Annotated in this window: 24 protein-coding genes; 11 read left to right on the top strand and 13 right to left on the bottom strand. The window is 67.3% G+C overall.

The window, feature by feature from the left end:
- Positions 1-29: 29 nt before the first annotated feature.
- A complete protein-coding gene (locus ACP26O_RS22280) occupies positions 30-740 on the bottom strand; it encodes a YceH family protein (protein ID WP_175664298.1) in 711 nt (236 codons plus the stop codon).
- A 423-nt stretch (positions 741-1,163) separates the two neighbouring features.
- Between ACP26O_RS22280 and ACP26O_RS22285 the strand changes: the two genes are divergently transcribed.
- On the top strand, positions 1,164-1,928 hold the full coding sequence (locus tag ACP26O_RS22285) for an SDR family oxidoreductase (RefSeq protein ID WP_175664299.1): 765 nt from the start codon (positions 1,164-1,166) through the stop codon (positions 1,926-1,928).
- 17 nt (positions 1,929-1,945) lie between these two features.
- Here ACP26O_RS22285 and ACP26O_RS22290 read toward each other — a convergent pair whose 3' ends face one another.
- The 3 genes from ACP26O_RS22290 to ACP26O_RS22300 are packed head-to-tail and all read right to left on the bottom strand — an operon-like array spanning position 1,946 to position 4,376.
- Positions 1,946-2,650 (bottom strand): MOSC domain-containing protein, encoded by a 705-nt coding sequence (locus tag ACP26O_RS22290; RefSeq protein WP_175664300.1) that lies wholly within the window; start codon positions 2,648-2,650, stop codon positions 1,946-1,948.
- Positions 2,647-3,543, bottom strand: a complete 897-nt coding sequence (locus ACP26O_RS22295; RefSeq protein ID WP_105832574.1) for a dihydrodipicolinate synthase family protein — start codon at positions 3,541-3,543, stop codon at positions 2,647-2,649. Before ACP26O_RS22295 ends, ACP26O_RS22290 begins: the two co-directional genes overlap by 4 nt.
- A 50-nt stretch (positions 3,544-3,593) precedes the next feature.
- Positions 3,594-4,376 carry an aldolase gene (locus tag ACP26O_RS22300; RefSeq protein WP_105832573.1) on the bottom strand — a complete coding sequence of 261 codons (783 nt, stop codon included), beginning with the start codon at positions 4,374-4,376 and terminating at the stop codon, positions 3,594-3,596.
- A 134-nt stretch (positions 4,377-4,510) separates the two neighbouring features.
- On the opposite strand from ACP26O_RS22300, the gene ACP26O_RS22305 reads away from it, so the two are divergent.
- Both ACP26O_RS22305 and hutC read left to right on the top strand, forming a co-directional pair.
- Entirely contained in the window at positions 4,511-5,053 is a 543-nt protein-coding gene (locus tag ACP26O_RS22305; protein WP_175656789.1) for a helix-turn-helix domain-containing protein, read from the top strand.
- A 31-nt stretch (positions 5,054-5,084) separates the two neighbouring features.
- The gene (gene hutC, locus ACP26O_RS22310) at positions 5,085-5,822 is read left to right on the top strand and encodes a histidine utilization repressor (RefSeq protein ID WP_011659835.1); all 738 of its coding nucleotides are present in this window, start codon (positions 5,085-5,087) and stop codon (positions 5,820-5,822) included.
- Positions 5,823-5,913: 91 nt separating this feature from the next.
- Here the strand turns inward: hutC and ACP26O_RS22315 are convergent, their stop codons facing one another.
- A complete protein-coding gene (locus ACP26O_RS22315) occupies positions 5,914-6,762 on the bottom strand; it encodes a phytanoyl-CoA dioxygenase family protein (RefSeq protein WP_175664301.1) in 849 nt (282 codons plus the stop codon).
- A gap of 48 nt (positions 6,763-6,810) precedes the next feature.
- Positions 6,811-7,614, bottom strand: coding sequence for an ABC transporter substrate-binding protein (locus ACP26O_RS22320; protein ID WP_105832570.1), 804 nt, complete (start codon positions 7,612-7,614; stop codon positions 6,811-6,813).
- Positions 7,615-8,070: 456 nt separating this feature from the next.
- Here ACP26O_RS22320 and ACP26O_RS22325 point away from each other — a divergent pair, with 456 nt between their 5' ends.
- From ACP26O_RS22325 to ACP26O_RS22335, 3 genes are all read left to right on the top strand, one after another.
- On the top strand, positions 8,071-8,550 hold the full coding sequence (locus ACP26O_RS22325; RefSeq protein WP_165754018.1) for a helix-turn-helix domain-containing protein: 480 nt from the start codon (positions 8,071-8,073) through the stop codon (positions 8,548-8,550).
- The gene (locus ACP26O_RS22330) at positions 8,547-9,236 is read left to right on the top strand and encodes a nucleotidyl transferase AbiEii/AbiGii toxin family protein (RefSeq protein ID WP_244098991.1); all 690 of its coding nucleotides are present in this window, start codon (positions 8,547-8,549) and stop codon (positions 9,234-9,236) included. The genes ACP26O_RS22325 and ACP26O_RS22330 overlap by 4 nt, the downstream gene beginning before the upstream one ends.
- A 117-nt stretch (positions 9,237-9,353) precedes the next feature.
- On the top strand, positions 9,354-10,220 hold the full coding sequence (locus tag ACP26O_RS22335; protein WP_175664303.1) for a LysR family transcriptional regulator: 867 nt from the start codon (positions 9,354-9,356) through the stop codon (positions 10,218-10,220).
- Positions 10,221-10,283: 63 nt separating this feature from the next.
- Here the strand turns inward: ACP26O_RS22335 and ACP26O_RS22340 are convergent, their stop codons facing one another.
- On the bottom strand, positions 10,284-10,772 hold the full coding sequence (locus tag ACP26O_RS22340; protein ID WP_006750209.1) for a nuclear transport factor 2 family protein: 489 nt from the start codon (positions 10,770-10,772) through the stop codon (positions 10,284-10,286).
- 64 nt (positions 10,773-10,836) lie between these two features.
- Positions 10,837-12,027 (bottom strand): amidohydrolase family protein, encoded by a 1,191-nt coding sequence (locus tag ACP26O_RS22345; RefSeq protein ID WP_175664304.1) that lies wholly within the window; start codon positions 12,025-12,027, stop codon positions 10,837-10,839.
- Positions 12,028-12,304: 277 nt separating this feature from the next.
- Here ACP26O_RS22345 and ACP26O_RS22350 point away from each other — a divergent pair, with 277 nt between their 5' ends.
- The 3 genes from ACP26O_RS22350 (at position 12,305) to ACP26O_RS22360 (ending at position 14,083) form a co-directional block, all read left to right on the top strand.
- Positions 12,305-12,451 (top strand): hypothetical protein, encoded by a 147-nt coding sequence (locus ACP26O_RS22350; RefSeq protein WP_175664305.1) that lies wholly within the window; start codon positions 12,305-12,307, stop codon positions 12,449-12,451.
- A 205-nt stretch (positions 12,452-12,656) separates the two neighbouring features.
- A complete protein-coding gene (locus ACP26O_RS22355; protein ID WP_006750207.1) occupies positions 12,657-13,283 on the top strand; it encodes a glycine zipper 2TM domain-containing protein in 627 nt (208 codons plus the stop codon).
- A 293-nt stretch (positions 13,284-13,576) separates the two neighbouring features.
- A complete protein-coding gene (locus ACP26O_RS22360) occupies positions 13,577-14,083 on the top strand; it encodes a GNAT family N-acetyltransferase (RefSeq protein WP_175664306.1) in 507 nt (168 codons plus the stop codon).
- A 52-nt stretch (positions 14,084-14,135) separates the two neighbouring features.
- Here ACP26O_RS22360 and ACP26O_RS22365 read toward each other — a convergent pair whose 3' ends face one another.
- Entirely contained in the window at positions 14,136-16,133 is a 1,998-nt protein-coding gene (locus tag ACP26O_RS22365) for a glycoside hydrolase family 28 protein (protein ID WP_175664307.1), read from the bottom strand.
- Between the two features lie 324 nt (positions 16,134-16,457).
- On the opposite strand from ACP26O_RS22365, the gene ACP26O_RS22370 reads away from it, so the two are divergent.
- Positions 16,458-17,816, top strand: coding sequence for an aspartate aminotransferase family protein (locus ACP26O_RS22370; RefSeq protein WP_175664308.1), 1,359 nt, complete (start codon positions 16,458-16,460; stop codon positions 17,814-17,816).
- A gap of 107 nt (positions 17,817-17,923) precedes the next feature.
- Here ACP26O_RS22370 and hydA read toward each other — a convergent pair whose 3' ends face one another.
- The 3 genes from hydA to ACP26O_RS22385 all read right to left on the bottom strand — a co-directional run bounded on the left by hydA (position 17,924) and on the right by ACP26O_RS22385 (position 21,440).
- A complete protein-coding gene (gene hydA / locus ACP26O_RS22375; protein WP_175664309.1) occupies positions 17,924-19,339 on the bottom strand; it encodes a dihydropyrimidinase in 1,416 nt (471 codons plus the stop codon).
- A gap of 10 nt (positions 19,340-19,349) precedes the next feature.
- The gene (locus ACP26O_RS22380) at positions 19,350-20,078 is read right to left on the bottom strand and encodes a maleate cis-trans isomerase family protein (RefSeq protein ID WP_175664310.1); all 729 of its coding nucleotides are present in this window, start codon (positions 20,076-20,078) and stop codon (positions 19,350-19,352) included.
- 63 nt (positions 20,079-20,141) lie between these two features.
- Positions 20,142-21,440, bottom strand: coding sequence for an MFS transporter (locus ACP26O_RS22385; RefSeq protein WP_126226261.1), 1,299 nt, complete (start codon positions 21,438-21,440; stop codon positions 20,142-20,144).
- Between the two features lie 172 nt (positions 21,441-21,612).
- Between ACP26O_RS22385 and ACP26O_RS22390 the strand changes: the two genes are divergently transcribed.
- Positions 21,613-22,326, top strand: coding sequence for a GntR family transcriptional regulator (locus ACP26O_RS22390; protein WP_175664311.1), 714 nt, complete (start codon positions 21,613-21,615; stop codon positions 22,324-22,326).
- A 66-nt stretch (positions 22,327-22,392) separates the two neighbouring features.
- Here ACP26O_RS22390 and ACP26O_RS22395 read toward each other — a convergent pair whose 3' ends face one another.
- A complete protein-coding gene (locus tag ACP26O_RS22395; RefSeq protein WP_175664490.1) occupies positions 22,393-23,577 on the bottom strand; it encodes a M20 aminoacylase family protein in 1,185 nt (394 codons plus the stop codon).
- Positions 23,578-23,592 lie beyond the last annotated feature (15 nt).

Consider the following 23,592-nt stretch of genomic DNA (forward strand, 5'->3'; position numbering starts at 1 on the left):
GGCGCCGCCGTCATCGCATCGGGAGGCGATCAGCCCGCGTCGCCCGGCGCGTCGACGTCGATCCCGAGTTCGGTCGCCATCCGCTGAACGAGCGCGTTCAGCCGCGCCACTTCATCCGCAAGCCGCTTCTGCTCGGCCTTCAGCGCCTCGAACTCGGACGGCGGAACGGAATCCGTGCCGCCACCGGTGTCCGCACCGGCGAAGTCGGCGACGTTCACCTCGCCGCACATCAGGTGCATCCAGCGGTTCTCACGCGCACCGGCCGCACGCGGCAGCCGGATCACGAGCGGCTGCGCACGCGCGGCGAGCTCGTCGAGGAACGCCTCGACCGACGAGATGTCCGCGAAGCCGTGCAGGCGCGCGCTGTTCAGGCGCAGTTCGGCGGCCGTCTGCGGGCCGCGCAGCAGAAGGATCGTCAGCAGCGCGATCGCCTGGCTCGGGATGCCGAGCACGCGATTCATGTTGTGCTCGAAACGCGGCACGCGGCTGCTGCTGCCCTCCATCACGAGGCTCAGGTGCTTGAGGCTGTCGAGCGCGGTCGTGACTTCGTCCTCGCTGACGTTCATCACCGGCGAGCGTGCGGTTTTCTGGTTGCAGCCCGCGGTCAGCGCATTCAGCGACAGCGGATAGGTGTCCGGCACCGTATGCTGCTTCTCGACGAGCACCCCGAGAATGCGGGCCTCGAGGGGCGTGAGTTCGCGCAAGGCGCGTGGCGTGGGCATATCCGGCGTGGTGTTCATGGATGGCGTCGCAGCGTGCAGCAGGTGAAGGGAAACGTCGCGGCCCGTCCGGCGTCGCGAACGGGCGAGCCATATGATAGCTCGCGGCGTGGGGCCCGGCGCCAATTGCCGCCGCGCCGCGCGCACTTGCCGCAGACGGCTTTCGTCCAACGTATCGAGCGGGCGGCAGCGGCGGCGCGCGACGATGCGTGCATTCGGCGCCGCGCATTCACGCTGCGTGGCCGCGGCGGGCGTCGCCGCGCGTTTGCGCGTGGTGCAAGCCGGCGCTACGATACGCGTTCAGCCGGAGAGGCGGCGCCGCACGCGGTCGCCTTCGCACGCCACGCCGGCACCGTGCATCGCCCGTCCCGCACGCCGGGTTGCCGCGCATGCGCGTCACTCGCCACTCGTCAACACGGTTCAACCGTTCACTCGTTCACCACCATGACCGCATCCTCTTCAGCGCCGAACGTGCGCGCCATCGTCACCGGACACACGCGCGGCCTCGGCGCGTCGCTCGCGGAACAGCTGCTGCAGGAAGGCATCGCCGTGCTCGGCGTGTCGCGCAGCCGTCATCCGTCGCTCGCCGCGCAGGCCGGCGAGCGGTTCGCCGAAATCGAACTCGACCTGTCGGATACGTCGGCCGTCGCGGCGTGGCTGGCCGGCGACACGCTGCGCAGCTTCGTCGACGGCGCGTCGATCGTGCTGCTCTTCAACAACGCGGGCATAGTCGATCCGATCGGGCCGCTCGACGCGCAGGACCCGGCGCTCGTCGCACGCGCCGTCGGACTGAATGTCGCGGCGCCGCTGATGCTGTCGGCCGCGCTCGTGCAGGCGGTATCGGCGCCGACCGAATGCCGGATCCTGCACGTGTCGAGCGGCGCCGCGCGCAACGCATACGCGGGCTGGAGCGTCTATTGCGCGACCAAGGCCGCGCTCGATCATCACGCACGCGCCGTCGCGCTCGACGCGAACCGCGCGGTGCGGATCTGCAGCGTCGCGCCGGGCGTCGTCGATACGGGGATGCAGGCGACGATCCGCTCGACCAGCGAAGAGAATTTCCCGATGCGCGAGAAATTCGATGAGTTGAAGGCGAGCGGCGCGCTGTCGACGCCCGAGGCCGCCGCGCGGCACCTGATCGGCCATGCGCTGAGCGACGCGTTCGGCGCCGAGCCGACGGCCGACGTGCGAAGCCTGCCGGCCGGCTAAACCACACACGCGGCGCGTCAGCCTTCGAGCCGCTTCGTCCAGTCTTCCACCTGCCGCTCCGTCCGGCGCTTGTCGAGCATCTTGCGCCAGCCGGGCGGCAATACCGGCACACCGCACAGCGCATCGAGCGCGGCCATGTCGAGCGTGCGCCGGTACAGCACATCGAGCACCGTCGACAGCGGCCATTGCGGATACCGCCGCTCGTGCAGCGCCAGCACATCACCCGGCGCCACCCAGCCTTCGTCCAGCACACGGTAGTACCAGCCGGTCCGGCCGCTTTGCTGCACGAGCGCCGCCATGCGCGGATGGTCGAAACGCGCATTGAGCTTCCAGCACGGCTGCCGCGACTGCGACACCTCCAGCACGGCGCCGCCCAGCGTGAATACGTCGCCGAGACACACGTCGTGCTCGGTCACGCCGTGCGTCGACAGGTTCTCGCCAAAGGCGCCCGGCCGCCCGAGCACGTCACGCGCCCCGATCTGCTCGGACCACCACGGATAGTGATCGTACGCATAGTGATGGACCGCCTTGTCGGGCCCGCCGTGATGCCGCGCGTCGGCCTGCCCGTCGCCCGCGAAGCCGAGCGCGCCGAGCCACAGACGCGCGTCGACCGGCTGCTTGTCGATCGCACTCAGGTGCGGCGTGCCGGCCAGCGGGCGACTCGTGCCGACCCGCACCGCGGCGATGGCGACCGCGATCGCCGGCCGCGCGTCGCCGCTCATGCCGGCACACCGTCCGGCAGTGCCGCGAGCAGGCGTTCGAGCTCGCGCGTGCGCACGTCGCCGAGCGGCAGCAACGGCCGCCTCGGCTCGCCCGCGTCGAAGCCGCGCAGCCGCAGCCCGGCCTTCACGGTCACCGGCAGGCCGCCGTCGACGATGAACCGCAGCAGCGGCAACTGCGCGTGAAAAACCGTCCTGGCGCGCGCCAGGTCGCCTGCACGCATCGCGTCGACCAGCGCAATCGGCAACGCGGCATTCAGGTTCGGCGCGGCCGTGCACCATCCGGCCGCGCCCGCGGCCAGCGCGGCAAGCGCCATCGGATTGCTGCCGTTGTAGAACGGGATCGTCCCGTCGCTCAACTGTGCGAGCCGGTGCATCCGCCCGATGTCGCCGGTGCTCTCCTTGACCATCGTCACGTTGTCGACGGTCCGGCAGATCGTCGCGATCAGGTCGGGCGACATGTCGACGCCGCTCGTCGCGGGGTTGTTGTACAGCATGATCGGGATGCCGATGGCGTCGCCGATCGCGCGGTAATGCGCGACGATCTCGTCGTTGCCGAGCTTCCAGTACGACACGGGCAGCACCATCACGGCGTCGGCGCCGGCCTGCTCGGCGATGCGCGCGCGGCGCACTGCACCGGCCGTCGTGAGATCGGAGATGCCGACGACGGTCGGCACGCGCCGGCGCACCGCGCGAATCGACGCGGTGGCGACCGCCTCCCATTCGGCGTCGGACAGGTACGCGCTCTCGCCGGTACTGCCCAGCGGCGCGATCGCGTGGACGCCATCGGCGATCAGGCGCTCGATCAGCGCATCGAGCGCCGGCAGGTCGATGGCGCCGTCGGCGGAGAACGGCGTAACCGGGTAGGCGATGATGCCTTGCAGCAGGATGGACACGATATGGATTCCTCAGTGATGGATGGACGAGACGGAAGCAATGCCCGCGCTCATGCAATACAGTCCGGATGCGTGCGCAATGCGCGCCGCGCGTAGTAGTCGAACGTCACGGCATCGCGCTTCGGCTTCGAAATCCAGTCGTGCGCTTCCCGCGCGAGCGCCGGCGGCACCGGCTTGATCTCGCCGGCCGACATCGCCAGCAGTTGCAGCTTCGCGGCCCGCTCGATCAGCAGCGCGAGGATGCAGGCTTCCTCGATCGTCCTGCCGACCACGAGCTGGCCGTGATGCGACAGCAGGATCGCACGCTTGTCGCCGAGCGCCTTCGAAATGATCTCGCCTTCCTCGTTGCCGACCGGCACGCCGGGCCAGTCCTTCAGGAACGCGCAATCGTCGTACAGCGGGCAGGTGTCCATGTGCGACACGACGAGCGGCTGCTCGAGCATCGACAGCGCCGCGACATGCGCCGGGTGCGTATGGATGATGCAGTTCACGTCCGGGCGCTCGCGATAGATCCACGTATGGAACCGGTTGGCCGGGTTCGGAATGCCTTCGCCGTCGACGACGTCGAGATCCTCGTTCACGCGCAGCAGGTTCGCGGCCGAGATCTCGTCGAAGCCGAGCCCCAGCCGCTGCGTGTAGTACGTGCCGGCGTCGCCCGCGCGGCAGGTGATCTGCCCGGCCAGGCCCGAATCGTGACCGGCGTCGAACAGGATCCGGCACGTGAGCGCGAGCTTTTGCCGCGCGGACCAGCCGCTGTCGCCCACCTCGTTCTCGAGACGCCGCTCCGCCAGCGCGACCAGCGCCTCCTTCGTCAAATTCAGCGTTTCCGCCATGTTCACCTCCTGAATGGATCGGATCTGCCGCGCCGCTCGCGGCCGTGTCTGTGGACACATAAGACACACGATACACCACAGGACACTTTGTGTCATGCGTTACAATCGATTTTTCGAAGGACACCTGGCGCCCCATGACGATTCGCCTGAAGCTGCTCAGAAAACAGAAGGGCTGGACGCTCGATGTGCTGGCCGACGAGACCGGCCTGACCAAGAGCTACCTGTCGAAAGTCGAGCGCGGCCTGAGCGTGCCGTCGATCGCGGTCGCGCTGAAGCTGTCGAAGGCGCTGAACATCGACGTCGAGCAGCTGTTCTCGGAAAGCCACAACCGCGAGCTGATCACGGTCACGCGCGCTGGCGAGCGCACGGCGATGGGTGCGGCGGCCGACAGCCACGCGCATCGCTTCGAAAGCATCGCGGCCGGCGTCGCGCCGAAGAAGATGCTGCCGTTCGTCGTGCATCCGCCGCACGACTTCGTCGCGTCGACGTTCCGCGAGCACGAAGGCGAGGAATTCCTGTTCGTGCACAAGGGGCGCGTCGAAATCGAATTCCCGAACGAGACGGTGCAACTCAAGACCGGCGATTCAGTCTATTTCAACGCACTCATCCCGCACCGCACGCGCAGCCTCGGCGCCGCGCAGGCGGAGATCCTGGTCATCGTCAGTCACGACGACTAGCCTCGTCACTTCTTCGCGCAAGGATCTTCCGATGGTCACAAAGGCCACCGCACCGTTCCAGCAGATCAAGACGCTCGTTCGCCAGAAAGTCGACGCGAGCGAGTGGCGCCCGGGCGACCGCATTCCGTCCGAACTCGATCTCGCCGCACAATTCGGCGTCGCGCGCATGACGGTGAACCGCGCGCTGCGCGAGCTGACCGAGGAAGGCGTGCTCAAGCGCATCGCGGGCGTCGGCACTTTCGTCGCCGAAGTGAAGCCGCAGTCGAACCTGCTGATGATCGCGCACATCCGCGACGAGATCCGCGCGCGCGGACACGAATATCGCTGCCGCGTGCTCAGCCAGTCGCGCGAGCCCGCGTCGTTCGACGTCGCGGCCGCGTTCGGGCTGGCAGTCAACACGCCGGTCTTTCACGTGGTGTGCGTGCACGAGGAAAACGGCCGCCCGATCCAGCTCGAGGATCGCTACGTGAATCCGGCCGCCGCGCCCGAATTCATCGATCAGGACTTCCAGGCCGAGCCGCCGTCCGAATACCTGTTCAACAACGTGTCGCACTACGAACTGGAGATCGAGCACGTCGTCGACGCGGCGCTGCCGACGAGCGAACAGGCGCGGCTGCTCGACATGCGCGCCGACGAGCCGTGTCTCACCCTCACCCGCCGCACCTGGACGAACGGGCTGCCCGTCACGTTCGTGCACTTCCTGCATCCGGGCAACCGCTACCGGCTCGGCTCGCGCTTCAAGCCGGGCGCCGGACGGCACCAGACCTGAATCGGCTTCGGCACCCGAAAACGACCACGCGCGGCGGCCGCTTCATCGCGAAACGGCCGCCGCCCGTGTGACGGCGCTCGATATTCGCCGCTCAGATTGCTCCGACCTGCCCCGCGTCGCGCGTCCACACGACCGGAAACAGCGGATGCTCGAGCGGCGCGCCGTCCGGCAGTTCATCGGCCAGCCCGGGGAAATCGGGCGACGTCTTCCAGCGGCGCGGCGCGTGACGGATGTCGTCGCCGACGAAGCGGATCGAGAACGCGCGCCGGCGGTTCTGCGTACCGCCCGACGCATGCAGCGTCAGCATCCGGAAGCACACCATGTCGCCGGGCTCGAGCGCCCAGTGGCGAATCGGGAATGCCGAGCGGTCGGCTTCGATGTCGGGCAGGTCGGCGAGGCTGCCTTCTGGGAACCACTTCGCCTCCTTGTCCATGAACGTGCGCGGCATCAGCCACGGCCCCTGATGCGAACCCGCGACGAATTCCAGCGTCGATTCGAGCGGCACCGGGTCGACCGGAATCCACATGCTGACGTTGTCGTCGCCTTCGATGTTGTAGTACGGCTGGTCCTGGTGCCACGGCGTGCGCTGCCGCGTGCCGGGCTCCTTCACGAGCAGATGGTCGTGATGCAGGCGAACAGTCTTCGTGCCCATCAGCGCGGCGGCCACCGACGGCGCGGGCGATCGCACGATGAAGTCGCGGTACGCATCGTTGTGCCGCCAGTTGCAGAAGTCCTCGAAGAACCAGCCCGGATCGTCGGGCCGGCTCGCGACCTTCGCACGCTCGCTCGGCTGCGCGAGGTTCGCGTCGATGCCGGCGCGCAGCGCGGCCACTTCGTGGGGCGAGAAGATGCCCTTGATGCACACCGCGCCTTCGTCGCGGAAGGCGGCGATCAGTTCGGGCGTCACGGCTTTCGCGACGCGGTCCTGGATACTCGTCATGGCTTGCCTGTCGATTGAATGAAGCACGGGATCATGGGGGGCATGCGGTCACGGCGCGGCGGTCAACTGCTGCTTCGCGCCGTAGATGTCGAAGTCGAAGTATTTCGCGGCGATCTTCTGGTACGTGCCGTTCGCGCGGATCGCGGCGATCGCGTCGTTCAGCCGCTTCTTCATGTCGGCATCGCCCTTGCGCACGCCCATCGCGACGCCGTAGCCGGTGATGCGCACGTCGGTCACGTCGGGACCTGCGAACGCGTAGCCCTTGCCGCGCGGCGTCTTCAGGAACGAATAGCCGGCCTGCGTCTTGTCCTGGAAGGTCGCGTCGAGACGGCCGTTCACCAGATCCTGATACACCTGGTCCTGGTTCTGGTACGACACGATCGTCACGCCCTTCGTCGCCCATTCGGCCTTCGCGTACGCCTCCTGCGTGGTGCCCTGATCGATCCCGACGCGCTTGCCGGCGAGCGACGCCGCGGTCGGCAGCAGCTTCGAGCCGGCCGGCGCGACGAGCGCGCCCGGCGACGCGTACAGCTTGTTCGAGAAGTCGATCTGCTTGAGCCGCTCGTCGGTGGCCGTCATCGCGGACATGATCACGTCGAACTTGCGCGCGCGCAGCGCCGGAATCATCCCGTCGAAGCCCTGCTCGACCCACACGCACTTCGCGCGCAGCTGCTCGCAAATCGCATCGCGCAGGTCGATGTCGAAGCCGGCGAGCGAGCCGTCGGGCTGCTTCGCCTCGAACGGCGGATAGGTGGGATCGATGCCCCAGCGGATCGTCGCCGTGTCCTGCGCGAACGAGACGAGCGGCGCGAACGCCAGCGCGGAAACGACGAGCTTTGCAGTGCGGTTCATGGTGTGTCCTTGTGGTCTCGACGTGGCGAGCGAGCGCCGGGCGTCCGTTGGGGAGCGTCGTTGCCGGCAGGCCCGGCGCGGTGCGCGAAAGACTGGGACTTCGATGAAACTGCGATGCAGTCTAGACCGCTCAATTTTTGAGCGCAAGCGAGAGGAGCGGGTTGGAGGAGGCTGGAGGGTGAGATCGGGACGAAGAGCGGGATTGATGGCCCGAAGCCGCGGGATTTTCCCGGAATTTCGAGTGTTTACCCGTGATGTTGGGTCGCCACAGAACGAGTTTTTGCGGATATCCGCCGGAGGAAAATGTCTATACAGCACGGTCTATCGACACATTTTTCCACCCGCGCCGCCCATGCACCCTATACCGCACCAGCAACCATGAGTGGCGATGAGCCTCGTCGAGATGTAAGATATACTTTACATTCGCGGGCGATGAAGCTGCGTGGGGAGGTCAACATGCAACTCTATGAAATCGGTCAGGCCGTTGCAAAACGGAGGGCCGAACTCGACCTCACACAGGCCCAGCTTGCGAAACTTGCCGGATTGTCTCGCCTCACGGTGAACCAGCTTGAAACCGGCAAGATCAAGGATCTTGGCGTGAACAAGCTGATCCCGCTGCTCGGTGTGCTCGGCATCGAACTCCAGGCACAGCCAAGGCCGGCCCAAAGCGGTCTCTACAAGGCAGTTGTGAGCTCAAACGTCAGCTATAGAGGTGAATTGACCGAGCGACTGCTGGCCGACGCATTGACCACGGGACAGATTCCCGCAGGATATGAATCGCAGATCTCCGTGATCCTCGACGAGGTGCCGTTGCCGGTGGTGGTGAAGGCCGCCGAAGAAGCTGCCGCACGCTCCGGCACGCCGCTTCGCGCCATCTGGAAGAACCTTGCCGCATGGTCGAAGGATCTTCATCTGTACCGGGAGGTATGGGCATGATTGCACCAGACGCTTTGCCCGACGGCCCGTGGCAAGGCCTGTTCCGTCACGCGCTGAAGCTCATCGACGAGATACGGAAGCACGGCACGTCCCGTCCGTTCTGGACCTTCGGCGGCGGCACCGTCCTCATGCTGCGTCACGGACATCGTGTCAGCAAGGACATCGACATCTTCGTACCCGACCCGCAGTATCTCGGGTACGTGAACCCGCGCATCAGCGACGCCGCATCCGACATCACGAGCGAATACGAGGAACATGCCGGTTTCGTGAAACTGGTGTTGCCCGACGGCGAGATCGACTTCGTGGTTTCCCGCAACCTGATGTCCCCCGGTTATGACGAATGGACGCTGATGGACCACGTCGTCAAGGTCGAGACTTCAGCGGAAATCGTGGCCAAGAAAATGTGGCATCGCGGAGATCGGCCCACCGCGCGGGACCTGTTCGATCTCTGTCTGGTCATCGAGCGGGAACCGGAGAGCTTGATGGAGGCAAGCGCATTTCTCGTTCGTCATCGCGATACCTTCCTGAGTCTGCTCGACGAGCGCCGTGCATTCGTGCAGTCGCGTTTCGACGATATCCGGACACTCGGCTATACGCCGTCGTTCGACTACTGCGTGAATCTGGCCAGCGAGTTCCTCCGACAGCTTCCCGCCACCAGTACCGCCCGCAAATCACCCCCGCGCTGACCCTGCCTCCAGCAGCCCCATGTCCGGCGAACCCACGATTGCCCGCGGTCTCCGGCCATGCTAAAAGTCCTCGCACGCATTTGGAAATGAAATGCTCGACTCCAGAAAAGTGCAGAAATGAATCGACCTTTGTTCGACCTCGACCTGTTGCGCGCACTCGTGATGGTCGCCGATTGCGGCAGCTTCACGACCGCGTCCGCGCGCCTGCATTCGACGCAGTCGACGGTCAGCCAGAAGGTGCGGCGGCTCGAGGAGATCGCCGGGCATCGCCTGCTCGACCGCGGCACGCGCGACGTGCGGCCGACCGACGCCGGCGTGACGGTGCTCAGCTACGCGCGGCGCATGATCGCGCTGAACGACGAGATGCTGGAAGCGCTGTCGGGCGCGACCGTCGCGCTCACGATCCGGCTCGGCGTGCCCGACGATTTCGCGGCGGGCCGCACGACCCATGCGCTCGCCGCGTTCAAGCGCGATCATCCGCAGGTGAAACTCGAAGTGACGTGCGGGCTGAGCCGCGACATCTGCGCGGCCTACGATCGCGGCGAGCTCGATCTCGTGCTGATCAAGCAGCGGCGCGACAGCCGCGAGGCGGTGGTGCGCTGGCCGGAGAAGCTGCGCTGGATCGACAGCGCGCGGCATCCGACGATCGAGCTCGACCCGGTGCCGCTCGTCGTGTTTCCGCCGCGCGGGCTCTATCGCGACGACATGATCAAGGCGATCGAGGAACGCGGCCGCCGGTGGCGGATCAGCTTCACGACGTCGAGCCTGAGCGGTATCCAGGCGGCCGTCGCGGACGGGCTCGGCATCAGCGTGCTGCCCGCGCGCGCGGTGACCGACGAACACGTGGTGCTGACCGACGAGCGCGGCGGCTTCGCGCCGATCGAGAACATGGACATCGCGATCCTGCATCGTCCGACGGCCGATCCGATGGTCAGCGAACTGACGAAAGCGCTCGCGGCGATGCTCGAACACGAGCCGGAATAAACGCAGCCGTCGCGATGCGGATCGGCTGCGACGGAGTACCGGCGTAACCGGGAAGCCCGCCCGTCAGAACATCGTGTTCCCGTTCGCCGCATGCTCCGGCACCGGCTGGTTCACGTCCCAGTGCTCGACGATCTTGCCGTGCTCCAGCCGGAAGATGTCCATGATCGCGCTGCCGCGCGTGCCGGGCTCGCGCACCGCATGCACGTGCAGGATCACGTAGTCGCCGTCGACGAACGCGCGCTTGATCTCGCTGTGCGACTGCGGATATTTGTCGCGCAGGAACGCGACGAACTTGCGGAAACCGTCACGCCCGTCGGCCGCGTTCGGGTTGTGCTGCACGTATTGATCGCCGACATACGCGAGCGCGGCATCGGCATCCTTCTCGTTCAGGCCTTTCTCGTAGAACGCCAGCACCGTGCGGCGATTCGCTTCCTGCTGCGCTTGATCCGGCCCGGCCGCCGCCGCATGCGCGGCCGTCACCGCGAACGTCGCCGCAGCTATCCAGCGCGTCCATCGTGCGGCCCGTGCCGCCATCGTGCGTGTGCGTCGCATCGTCGTCTCCCGCGGGATCAGGCTGAAAGAGCCCGATCATACCCGGCGCGATGCGGCTTCGCGCTCAGACCAGCACGCCGTCGCGCGCGACGATCCGCCCCGACGACACGACGAGGCGGCGCGTCGGCCGCGCGACGACGGCCTCGGCGAAGGTCAGCGCATCGACGAGCACGACATCCGCACGCTTGCCGGCCTCCAGCCCGTAGTCGGCGAAGCCGCAACCGCGCGCCGCGCTGTGCGTCACGCAGTCGAGTGCGACTTCGAGCGCGTCGTCGCGGCGGAAATCGTTGCGCATACCGATCAGCATCGCGCGTTCGAGCATGTCGGGCGAACCGTACGGCGTCCACGTATCGCGCACGCCGTCGTTGCCGCCGACGACGGTCACGCCGGCCGCGCGGCACGCGACGACCGACGGCACCGGCACCGCGGCCGGCGCGGTCGTGACGATCGCGACGCCGAGTTCGGCCATCCGCGCGAGCAGCGCGTCGCGCTCGCGGTCGCGGTCGGCAACGTCGCCGAGGCAGAAGCCGTGGCTGATCGTGACCTTGCCCTGCATGCCGAGCGCGGCGGTGCGCTGCAGGATCAGGTCGAGCGAGTACGCGCCCATCGACCCGCGTTCGTGCAAGTGCAGATCGAGCCCGCGGCCGTGGCGCTCGGCGATGCCGAACAGCACGTCCACCGCTTCGACCGGATCGCCTTCGATCGCGCACGGGTCGAGGCCGCCGAGCAGGTCGGCCCCCGCGCCGAGCGCGTCGGACAGCAGCGCGGCGGTGCCGGGCCGCTTGAGCACGCCCGACTGCGGAAACGCGACGATCTGGATGTCCACCTGGCCGCGCAGCGTGTCGCGCGTCGCGAGCACGCCGCGTAGATGCCGCAGCCCGGCGTCGGTGTCGACGTCGACGTGCGTGCGCATCCGCGTCGTGCCGGCCGCGAGGAACGCGCGCGCCAGCGCGAGCGACGCGGCGCCCGCATCGTGACCGCTCGTCGCGCGGTAGTGGCGCTCGTTCTCGATGCGGTCGACGAGGCGCGGCCCCACCGCGTTGCGATACCACGGCATGCCCCAGTGGGTCTTGTCGAGATGCGTGTGGCCTTCGACGAGGCCGGGCAGTGCGAGCGCGTGCGCACCGTCCTCGATCGCGCAGCCCGCGGGCGCGTCGAGCGACGGACCGACGCGCGCGATGCGCTCGCCTTCGATCAGGATGTCGAGCGCTTCGTCGGCGTGCGTGCGGACGTTGCGGATCAGCAGGTTCGTCATGTCGGTTCCGGTGTGGTCGGTCGGTGCGGGACCGTCACGATGCACGCACCGTGACGGCGGTCAGGTCGTTGTCGCGTGAAACGCAGCGCCGGCGCGGACGGGGGAAGGAACCGCGGGCGGCGCGGCGCGAACGGTCGCAGGGAATGCGGTCACGATATCGGACGAGGTTGCCCGCGGCCAATTAAATGTCGCGATGCAGCGCATTCGATTTCGCGATGCGCGGTGCGCATGCCCGGCTGACGGGGCGCGACGATGGGGCGGGATCGCGGTGGAAGCGGTGGAAGCTGTCGCAGTTGCCGCAGTTGCCGCAGTTGCCGAAGCTGTCGAAGCGGTGGAAGCGGTGGAAGCGATGGAAGCTGTCGAAGCGGCGGAAGCGACGGAAACAGAGGAAAAGCCGACCGTCGCACATCGCGCCATGTCATAGGAATAGCGGAGCCCGGAGGCCGCATCGCGCCGTCCCGGGCGCCCACGTCAACGCCGCGCCGTGCCGTGGAGTTGCCCGGCAACAGACTTTACACGTTGTTACCCGGCCGCACCGGACGCGCATCCACCCATTACTTATACTCACGGCGAGTTCGCCACCCGTCCCGGAATTCGTCGGCGAACACGTTGCCGATGCAGGAATCATCATGATGCGCATGCCTTCCACCAAGACCGTTCTGTTCGCCTCGCTCGTCGCCGTGGCGGCGCTTCCGCTGACCGCCTGCGTCGCACCCGGCTACTACGGTGCGCAACCCGGCTATCCGCAGCAGCAATATGCGACGCCCGGCTACGCACAGCCCGCGTATTCGCAGCCCGGCTACGTACAACCGCAGCAGCCGGCTTATCCGAACCAAGCGCCGCAGTACGACCAATACGGCAACCCGCAGCCTTACGGCGGCCAGTACGGCAACGGCTACGGCGCGCAATACGGCACGCAATACGGCACGGTCGCGAACATCCAGCCGGTCAGCGGCTCGGTCGGCACGTCGGGCGTGGCCGGCACCGTCGTCGGTGCGCTGGTCGGCGGCGTGCTGGGCAACCAGTTCGGCCGCGGCCACGGCCGCGAGGCGGCGACCGTGATCGGCGCGCTGGGCGGCGCCGTCGCCGGCAACCAGATCGGCCAGCAGATGGGCGCGGCCCAACCGCCGAGCAGCTACCGGATCGACGTGCGGATCAGCGATGGCTCGACGCGCTCGTTCGACGTGCAGTCGCCCGGCGACCTGCGCCCGGGCGATCGCGTGCAGATCAACGGCAATCAGCTGTCGCGTTATTGATCCAAACCGCATGCGCCTGACCTGATCGGGCGCATCGTGCGCATCAGGCGCATCAGGCGCATCAGGCGGATCGCGCTCACTCGACGCCGCGCGCCGCCGCGCCGCTACGACGCGCGCGCTTCCCTTCATCTCCTTCCTTCTGTCAGCGCAGCACGCTTGCCGCGCTGACACGTCACCGTCAGCTTCCGCACATCGCCGATACTCGCGCGAGCCACCCGTTTGCGCTTAGCATTGTCGATGCCCTGCCGCGCATCGCGCAGCAGATTCCGACACCCCAACAAGAACCGCATCCGATGATCACGATCCGCCTGCTCGACGCCGCCGATGCGGCGCAGTTCCAGTCCGTGCGCCTACGCGCAATCGACACGTCGCCGACCTCGTTCCTGCCGACCCGCGACGAAGAAGCCGGCATCACGGTCGACGAATTCGCGACGCGCATCACGCCGAGCGGCGTGCAGGCCGTGTTCGGCGCATTCGACGGCGCAACGCTCGTCGGCATCACAGGCGTGCGCCGCGATGCGCGGGCGAAGGTCGCGCACAAGGCGCTGATCTGGGGCGTGTTCGTCGATCCCGCGTATCGCGGGCGCGGCATCGCGCAATCGCTGCTCGATAGCGCGACCGCGCATGCGGCGCAAGCGTGGCAATGCAGACAACTGATGCTGTGCGTCAACGAGGTCAACGGCACCGCCGAACGCTTGTACGCGTCGCAAGGGTTCGTCCGCTTCGGCACGGAACCGCGCGCGCTGTTCATCGACGGCCGCTTCTACGACGAGCACCACATGGTCAAGACGCTGGCGTAACGCGCTCGCGTGCCTTGACCGGCCGCACGCGAACGCTTGCACGCGCGTTACCTCACCGCGTATCGGTGACCGTCATGTTGACGGCCTGCCCGGCGATCGTCACGTTCGTCAGCGTCATCGCGCTCACGTTGAACGCGTAGATCGGCCCCGGCGACGTGACGGTCGGCGTGCCCGACGCGACCGGCGTGCCGAAGTCGCAGTTGCTAATCGTCACGCCGGAGATCGGCTGCACGGCCGGCGTCGGCGGCGTGCCGTTGTAGTCGAACGCGACCGGCCCCTGCGCGACGATCGCCTGGAAGCACGACGCGGTCACGCCGTTCAGCGTCACGTTGCTCGCCTTCACGTCGGAGATCGTCACGTTCTGCACGACCGGCGGCCGCGTGCGCACGGCGTCGTTCGCGGGCTGGTAGTCGCAGTCGAACGTGACGACGCCGCCCTGCGCGGCCGACGGATTACCGGCCGCCGGCGTCGCCACGCCGAGCGGCACGCTCGCGTTGACCGGGCTGCCCGCGAGCAACGCGCTGCCGTAGCCGCCGCCCTTCAGCGTCACGCCGTTCGGCAGCGTGACACCCTTCACGTGGAAGTCCTTCACGTAGCCGCCCCGGTTCATGTTCGTCTTCACGCGAATCGCGATGTTCAGCGGGTTGGTCTGCCAGTTCGCGTTCAGCATCGACAGGTTGGTCGCATAGATCTGCTCGACGCCGCCGCCCATCTCGCTGCCGAGCGTGATGCCGCCGTGCCCGCTGTTCATCGTGCAGTCGCGGATCAGGTGCCGCTTCGCGGGCCCGTATTCCGTGTCGCGGTCCTTGCCCGACTTGATCGCGATGCAGTCGTCGCCGGTGTTGAACGTGCAGCCTTCGCACAGCACGTCGGTGCACGCATCCGGATCGAAGCCGTCGTTGTTCGGGCCGATGCTGTTCGTCGTCACGCCGCGCATCACGACATTGCGGCTCGCGGTCGGATGGTGCTGCCAGAACGGCGTGTTCTGCGTCTGGTAGTGCTCCATCAGCACGTTGGTGCAGCCGATGAATTCGACCATGCACGGCCGCAGGTAGTGACCGAGGCCGAAGATGCGCTTCTCGACCGGCACGCCGGCCTCGGACAGCGCGGGCAGGTAGTTCTGATCCTGCTGCCACGGCGTGACGGGCGACGTGAGCAGCGCATAGAGCGCGTCGGGGATCGCGGGCGCGACGATCCGCAGGTCGACGTTGTTCGGATTCGCGGCATTCTGGGCCGGCACCGTCGCGCCCGCACCGTATGCACCCGACGAGCCCTTGTAGGTCCACCAGCACACGCTGCTGCTGCCCGAGCCGGAGAACGGCGTCATTGCCTGGCCGTTCAGCACCGACGTCGGCCCTTCGCCGGTCAGCGCGATGTTCGTCGCGTTGCGCGCATAGACGGGGGCGCCGTAGTTCAGGCAGTCGTTCGCCTGCCAGCGGCTGTAGTACAGGCGGCCATTCGCGCCGCAGTCGACCGGGCCGTCCTTTGCGTAGTCGGCCGGGTTCGGGCTGAAGTAGATCGTGCAGTTCGCGCTCAGGTGGAAATTGACGTTGCTCTGCAGCACGATCGGCCCCGCGCAGTACCAGTTGCCCGGCGGCACGACCACGCGGCCGCCGCCTGCGCGCACACACGCGTCGATCGCCGCGAGAAACGCCGGACGCGAGTCGAACGCGCCGGGCGCGGTCGTCAGTTCGGAACCGGGGCTGACCGGAGATTTCGCCGCCGGGTACGGCGACGTCTGCGCGATGGTCGCGCACGCGCGTGCGCCGTAGTGCGTGACGTCGAAGTCGTGCCGGCGGAACGCGAGGCGCGACACATGCGCGAGCGATGCCGCGATGCGCGCCGCCGCACCGTGCTCGCCCCAGATCAGGTCGACCGCCGCATTGGGCGACGTGCCGGCCGCCGCAAACGCGCGGGTGGCCGCGAGTGGTCCACTGACCACGGCGCCGCCGGCGAGCGCGCCGGTCCAGCCGATGAAGTCGCGACGCGATACCCGCCGCGGCGCGGGCGATCGGACAGACGAAGACGAACGGCGACGGTTTGCGGCCATGAGCACTCCTTCAATGGTTGGGGGATCGATGCGCCGGACGGCGGATCGCTATTCATACGTCGTCGTACTACATCGCGCAGTCTAGACGCGATCGAAGCGGCGGATGAATCTGTCGTTTACCCTGTTTCTACCGGCTTAACGTCGGATATGTGAGCGCACACTCACTTCGTGATTCTTACGCGGAGATATATGTTGTCGTATCTTTATGCGCAAAAACTCGATGTCCGACAGCAACGCGGTCGAGCCGAATCGACCGCGCGCATGGAATATGACAAGCTCGCGGAGGCCTCGCCGCCGCATTCCCACCAGTCACAGGAGCCTCAATTGCAGACCCGACACGGAGTCGACCTCATCCGCGCCCGCGCGCTGTTCGATCGCGAGCGCCGTGCATTCACCGAAGCCATGCCGATCTCCCGCGCGTTGTCCGCGGAAGCCGCCGAGCATCTGCTGTTCGGCGTGCCGTTGCACTGGATGCAGGACTGGTCGACCCCGTTCTCGCTGGTCGTGAAGGAAGCGCGCGGCGCGACCTTCACCGACGTCGACGGTCATCGCTACGCGGACTTCTGCCTCGGCGACACCGGCGCGATGTTCGGCCATGCGCCCGAGCCGGTCGCGCGCGCGCTCGCCGAACAGGCGACCCGCGGCTACACGACGATGCTGCCGAGCGAGGACGCCGCCTGGGTGTCGCGCGAACTCGCGCGCCGCTTCCGGCTGCCGGTCTGGCAGTTCGCATTGAGCGCGAGCGACGCGAACCGCTTCGTGCTGCGCTGGGCGCGCGCGGCCACCGGCCGCAACACGATCGTCGTGTTCAACGGCTGCTATCACGGGACCGTCGACGACGTGTTCGTCGATCTCGTCGACGGCCGCCCGATGCAGCGCGACAGCCTGCTCGGACAGTCCTACGACCTGCTCGCGAACACGCGCGTTGTCGAGTTCAACGATCTCGACGCGCTCGAAGCAGCGCTGAAGGATGGTGATGTCGCATGCGTGCTCGCCGAGCCCGCGATGACGAACATCGGGATGGTGCTGCCGGAGCCGGGCTTCTGGGACGCGGCGCGCGCGCTGACGCGTCGCTACGGCACGTTGCTCGTGATCGACGAAACGCACACGATCAGCAGCGGCCCGGGCGGCTACGCGGCCGCGCAGGGCCTCGACGCGGACGCGCTGGTGGTCGGCAAGCCGATCGCCGGCGGCGTGCCGTGCGCGGTGTACGGTTTCAGCGCCGATTTCGCGGAACGCGCGAAAGCGGCGAAGCTGAACGCGCCGCCCGGCCATTCCGGGATCGGTACGACGCTCACCGCGAACATGCTCGCGATGCGAGCGATGCGCGCGACGCTCGCCGAAGTCGCGACCGACGCCGCGTATGCGCACATGTTCGAACTGGCCGCACGACTCGCCACCGGGCTCGAACAGGCGATTGCGAAACACGGGCTGCCGTGGTGCGTGACACGCATCGGCGCGCGCACCGAGTTCCAGTTCACGCCCACGCCGCCGCGCAACGGCACGATCGCGGGCGAACAGCTCGACAGCGAGCTCGAGCACATCGTGCATCTGTACCTGTTGAACCGCGGCGTACTGATCACGCCGTTCCACAACATGATGCTCGTGTGTCCGCAGACGACGGCCGACGACGTCGACATGCTCGTCGCGCAGTTCGACGCGTGTCTGGGCGAGCTGGCGTGATGTGACGAGCGGCGCGTCGGGCTCGCCGGCATGCGCGAGCCCGACGCCAGCGCGCCCGTTCGTCGCACAGCGCCCGCGTGGGAAACGTCACATCACCTGCCGTGACATCAGTCGAGACACGGTTTGCCCGCCGGCAGGAATTGCCCGCGCCCCGGCTCCGCCGCGAGCAGCCGGCCGTCCTCCACGAGCAGCTCGCCCCGCGACAGGCAATGACGCGGCCAGCCCGTCACCTCGATCCCTTCATAAGGCGTGTAGTCGACCGCATGATGAAGCGACGCATTCGCGATCCGCACGCGCTTGTCCGGATCCCATACGACGATATCCGCATCGGCGCCGACCGCGATCGTCCCCTTGCGCGGATACAGCCCGTACAGCTTCGCAGGCCGCAGCGACGTCAGCTCGACGAACTGGTGCAGCGATAGCCGCCCCTGGGGCACGCCGTCGAACAGCAGCGGCAAGCGCGTCTCGAGCCCCGGAATTCCATTCGGAATATGGTCGAACGAAACGGCATGGCCGCCCGGATGCTTGCCGCACGGATCGTCATAGTTGAACGGCGCATGGTCCGAGGAAAACACCGAGAACACGCCCTGCTTCAGCGCCTTCCACACGGCCTGCTGGTTCGCCGGGTCGCGCGGCGGCGGACTGCACACGCACTTTGCGCCTTCGTAGCCGTCGTGACCGCCGTGACCGAGATCGTCGGCCGTCAGGTACAGGTACTGCGGGCAGGTTTCCGCCAGGATCGGCAACCCGCGCGACTGCCCCCAGCGGATCTGCTCGATCGCTTCCGCACCCGACACGTGCACGATCAGGATCGGCACGTCGACGAGTTCCGCGAACGCGATCGCGCGATGCGTCGCCTCGCGCTCGACCACGGCCGGCCGCGCATGCGCATGGAAATGCGGCGCGACGTGGCCGTCGCCGAGCAGCCGCTCGGTCAGCCAGCCGATGCAGTCCGAGTTCTCCGCATGCACCATCACGAGCGCGCCGTGCTCGCGCGCGACCGACAGCACGTCGAGCATCTGCCGGTCGTTCAGCTTCAGGTCGTCGTAGGTCATGTACACCTTGAACGACGTATAGCCGTTCGCGATCAGCCGCGGCAGCTCCTCGGCCAGCACATGCGGCGTCGGATCGGCGACGATCAGGTGAAAGCCGTAGTCGATCAGCGCGCGCCCTTGCGCGCGCCGGTGATAGTCGTCGACGGCCGCCTGCAGCGACTGCCCCTTCGCCTGCGCGGCGAACGGAACCACGGTGGTGGTGCCGCCGCATAGCGCGGAGCGCGTGCCGGTCAGGAAGTCGTCGGCCATCTTCAGCCCGTCGGGCATCGGCTGGTCGAGATGACAGTGCGCATCGACGCCGCCCGGCATCACGAGCATCCCGCTCGCATCGAGCTCGCGCGGCGCGCGCGGCAGCCCGTGGCCGAGCATGGCCACGCGCCCCGCGCGGATGCCGATGTCGCACGAGAACCGGTCCGCCGCCGTCACGACGTCCGCGTGACGGATTACGAAATCGAGATCGTTCGACATGACGCGCGCCTCAGATCACGTCGCTGAAGAGACGCCCCCAGCCCTTCACTTGCCGCGTGTCGTAGTCGGCCAGCTGCAGCGACTTCCACACGACGGTCGAGATCGTGTCGTAGATCGGGATGCCCGTCTCTTCCTCGAGCGCGGGCACCAGGTGCGCGGCGTTCAGGTTCGTGCAGAAGATCGAGATCGCGCGCGGGCCGGCCTTCGCGACTTCGCGCACCATTGCGCCGATCTGGTCGCCCGTCACTTCGGAGAACGAGAAATTGACCTTCAGGTTCAGGTGACGCTCGGCAATGCAGTTCAGGCCCGAGCGCCGATAGTTGTCGACGATCTTCGTCTGCACGTCGTCGAGATACGGCGTGACGAGGCCGAACTCGTGCGCGCGGGTCTTCTTCAGGATCTCGTTGAGTGCGAGCACCGAGGTCGTGGCCGGAATGCCGGTCGCTGCAGTGATGCGCTCGCACAGCCGCTCGTCGGCCTCGAAGCCGAGCCAGCCGGACGACGTGCCGTTCCATGCGATCACGTCGACCTTCGCATCGGCGAGCAGCATCGCGGCCTGGATGATCTTGTCGTCGTCGAACTGGCCGAGCGCCTGGCCCGTCAGCGAGATCTCGGTGACCGGAAAGCGTGCGAAGTGCGCGGACACGCCCGGCAGCCCGGCGACCATCGCGCTCGTCAGCGGCTCGAGCGACGTGTTGGAAGAAGGCGTGAGCATGCCGAGCAGGGTACGTTTCTTCATGATGAGGTTCTCTCTACCAGTGAATGCAATCAATGCGGTGAAAAGGGTCGGTCAAGGGGTCGGTCAGACCGGGAGCTTGTTTTCGTAGTCGATCGCGCTGGAGCACACGAGCAGGCCGACGCCGGCCGCCGCGAACACCATCAGCGCAAGGAAGTAGGAACCGGTGAACTGCACGATCGCGCCGACGAGGATCGGCACGGTGACGCCGCCGAGGTTGCCGCCGAGGTTCATGAGGCCGCCGAGGAAGCCGATCTTGTTGCGCGTGCCGAGCGACGACGGGATGCACCAGTACAGGCCGCACCAGCGCAGGAAGAACAGCGTCGACGACAGCAGCGCGACGCACACCACCGGGCTCTTCACATAGGCGACGGAAAAGATCGACACCGTCGCGATCACCGCGGCGATGCCGAACAGGGTGCGCATCACGACGTTCGGGCGGCCGCCCGCGGCTTTCCACTTGTCGGCGATCCAGCCGCCGAGCAGCTCGCCGATGAAGCCGCAGAAAAAGATGATGAAAGTCGAGCCGCCCATCTGCTTGATGTCGAAGCCGTGCACCTTGTGCAGGTAGTTCGGCATCCACGTGAGCAGCCCGTAGAACACGCTGTTGAAGCACATCCAGCCGAAGAACATGCACCACACCGAGCGGTACTTGAAGAAGTCGCGCGAGCGGCCCGACGCACCGGCCGGCTCGGACGCGAGGTCGCTCGCGTGCGACGCCTCGATGTAGTCGGCTTCGAGGTCGTTGACGCCCGGATGCTCGCGCGGCGTATTGCGGATGTAGTACCACGCGAGGAAACCGGCGAGCACCGTGCCGACGCCGGCCACCGCGAACGCGAGCCGCCACGAGCCGAGCAGCGCGATCAGGCCGGCGATCAGCACCGCGCCCAGGGCCGCGCCGAGCGGCGCGCCGCCGTCGAGCAGCGTGGCGCCGCGGCCGCGTTCGGTCTGCGTCATCCAGATCGCGTTGAGCTTGCCGCCGGCCGGGTAGATCGGCGCTTCGGACGCGCCGAGGCCGAGGCGGGTGAGCAGGAGCGACGGTGCGTTGGTGCACAGCGCGGCGATCGCCTGGAAGAAGCCCCAGAACACGGTCGCCATCGCGATCACGATGCGCGGCTTGAACCGGTCGGCCAGCATCCCGCCCGGGATCTGCATCACCGCATAGGTCCAGAAAAACGAACTGAGGATCAGACCCTCCATCGCCGGCCCGATGTGGAACTCCTGCGAGATGTAAGGCATGGCGACGGACAGCGACGCGCGATCGACGTAGTTGATCGCGATGAGGCTCAGCATGACGACGAATATCTTCCAGCGGACGGCGGACTTGCCGACCGTCATGGCAGCGACACCGGAGGTTGAAGACATGGACGGACTCCAGGGATGAACGAGGATGATCAGGACGTCGCGCAACGTTGAACCAAGTATAGGATTAGAAATTTATAATTACAGTTATCGTAAACGATTGGTTTTATTGAATTTGTTTTGTCACTACGATGGTGCAGGGTAAGCCCCGATATCGTGATAAGCTCGCACCATCATGAGCCAGACACCCCGCAATCCCCTCCTTCTGCGCACCCGCGGCATGGCCGCGGAGATCGCCGCGCGCCTGCGCGTGATGATCGACGAGGGCGAATTGCCGCCCGGCGCGCGCATCGACGAAAAAGAGCTGAGCCTCGCATTCGACGTGTCGAAGACGCCGCTGCGCGAGGCGCTGAAGGTGCTCGTCGCGGAAGGCGCCGTCACGCATCGCCAGTACATCGGCTATCGCGTCGCGTCGATCGACGTCGACGATCTCATGTCGACGTTCGAGCTGCTGCACGGGCTCGAGGCGATGGCGGGAGAGTTGCTGCACAAGCGCATCGGCGCGTCCGCGCTCGCCGCGCTGCAGGCGAAGCACCGGCGCATGGTCGAGTGCCACGAGGCCGGCAAGCGGGTCGAATATTTCCGGCTGAACCAGCAGATCCATCAGATGATCATCGACGCGGCGGGCAACCCGGTGCTGTCGGGCATCTATGCGTCGCTGATGTCGAAGGTGCACCGCGCGCGCGGCGCCGCGAACGCCGACACGCTGCGCTGGGCCGAATCGCTGAACGAGCACGAGGAGATCATGGCCGCGCTCGCCGATCCCGACCATGCGGTGCTGCCGCAGGTGCTGCGCCGCCATTCGGAGAACACCGCGCGCGAAGTGCTGGCGATCCTCGATCGCACCGGCACGGCCGACACGCCGGGCAAGCGGGCGGCCCGCGCGTAGCCGCCTGCTGAACGAACGCACGAACGCACGACCGAACCGGCCGCGTAGCGGCCCGCCAGCGCCCCGCTACGCAGCCTTCAACGCGCGCCGCGCCACTTCCGCGAAATAGCGCGCGCCGACCGACAAAATCTCGTCGTTGAAATCGTACGTCGCGTTGTGCAGCGGCACGCCGCCGTGCCCGGCCGCCTCGCCGTTACCGATGAACACGAAGTTGCCCGGCACCGCCTGCAAGAACGCGCCGAAGTCTTCCGAGATCATCATCGGCTGCACGTTTGCGTTCACCGCGTCGGCGCCCGCGACCTGCGCGGCGGCTTGCACGGCCGTGTCGACCCATTCCGGAGAATTCACCGTCGGCGCGAACTCGTGCGTGTACTCGAACGTGCAGGTCGCGCCGTGCGTGCGGCAGATGCCGTCGCTGATCTCGCGCATCCGCGTTTCCAGCAGCGCCTGCACGTCGCGCGAATAGCTGCGCGTGTCGCCCTTGATCGTCACCGTCGACGGAATCACGTTGCGCAGCCCGTCGGTGATGAACTCCGTGCACGAGATCACGGCCGGCTGGCCCGGATCGAGATTGCGCGACACGATCGTCTGCAGCGCGAGCACGATCTGCGCGCCGATCATGATCGGATCGATGCCCATGTGCGGGCGCGCCGCATGCGTGCCGCGCCCGTCGATCCGGATCACGAAGTTGTCCTCGCTCGCCATGATGCCGCCCGCGCGCGTCGAGAACGTGCCGGCGCGCATGCCCGGCATGTTGTGCGCACCGAAGATCGCGTCCACCGGAAAGCGCTCGAACAGGCCGTCGGCCATCATCGCCTTCGCGCCGCGCCCATGTTCCTCGGCCGGCTGGAAAATGAAGCGCACCGTGCCGTCGAAGCCCCGGCGCTCGGCCAGCAGCCGCGCGGCGCCGAGCACCATCGACATGTGGCCGTCGTGCCCGCACGCGTGCATCTTGCCCGGCGTGCGCGACGCATGTTCGCGGCCCGGCGCGTGCTCGGCGATGTTCAGCGCGTCCATGTCCGCGCGGATGCCGATCGCGCGCGTGCCGGTGCCGACCGTCAGGTTCGCGACGACGCCCGTGCCACCGATCCCGCGATGCACGTCGAGCCCGAGCGTCGTCAGGATCCGTGCGACGTAGTCCGACGTGTTCACTTCCTCGAAACCCGTCTCCGGATGCTGGTGCAGATGCCGGCGCCAGGACTTCAGCTGCCCCTGCAGCGTGCTTTCTTCGATTGCGTCGATTGCGTCCATCGTGGTTGCCTCGTC

It is taken from the genome of Burkholderia sp. R-40, assembly GCF_049942845.1.
In the GTDB taxonomy this organism is placed as follows: domain Bacteria; phylum Pseudomonadota; class Gammaproteobacteria; order Burkholderiales; family Burkholderiaceae; genus Burkholderia; species Burkholderia ambifaria.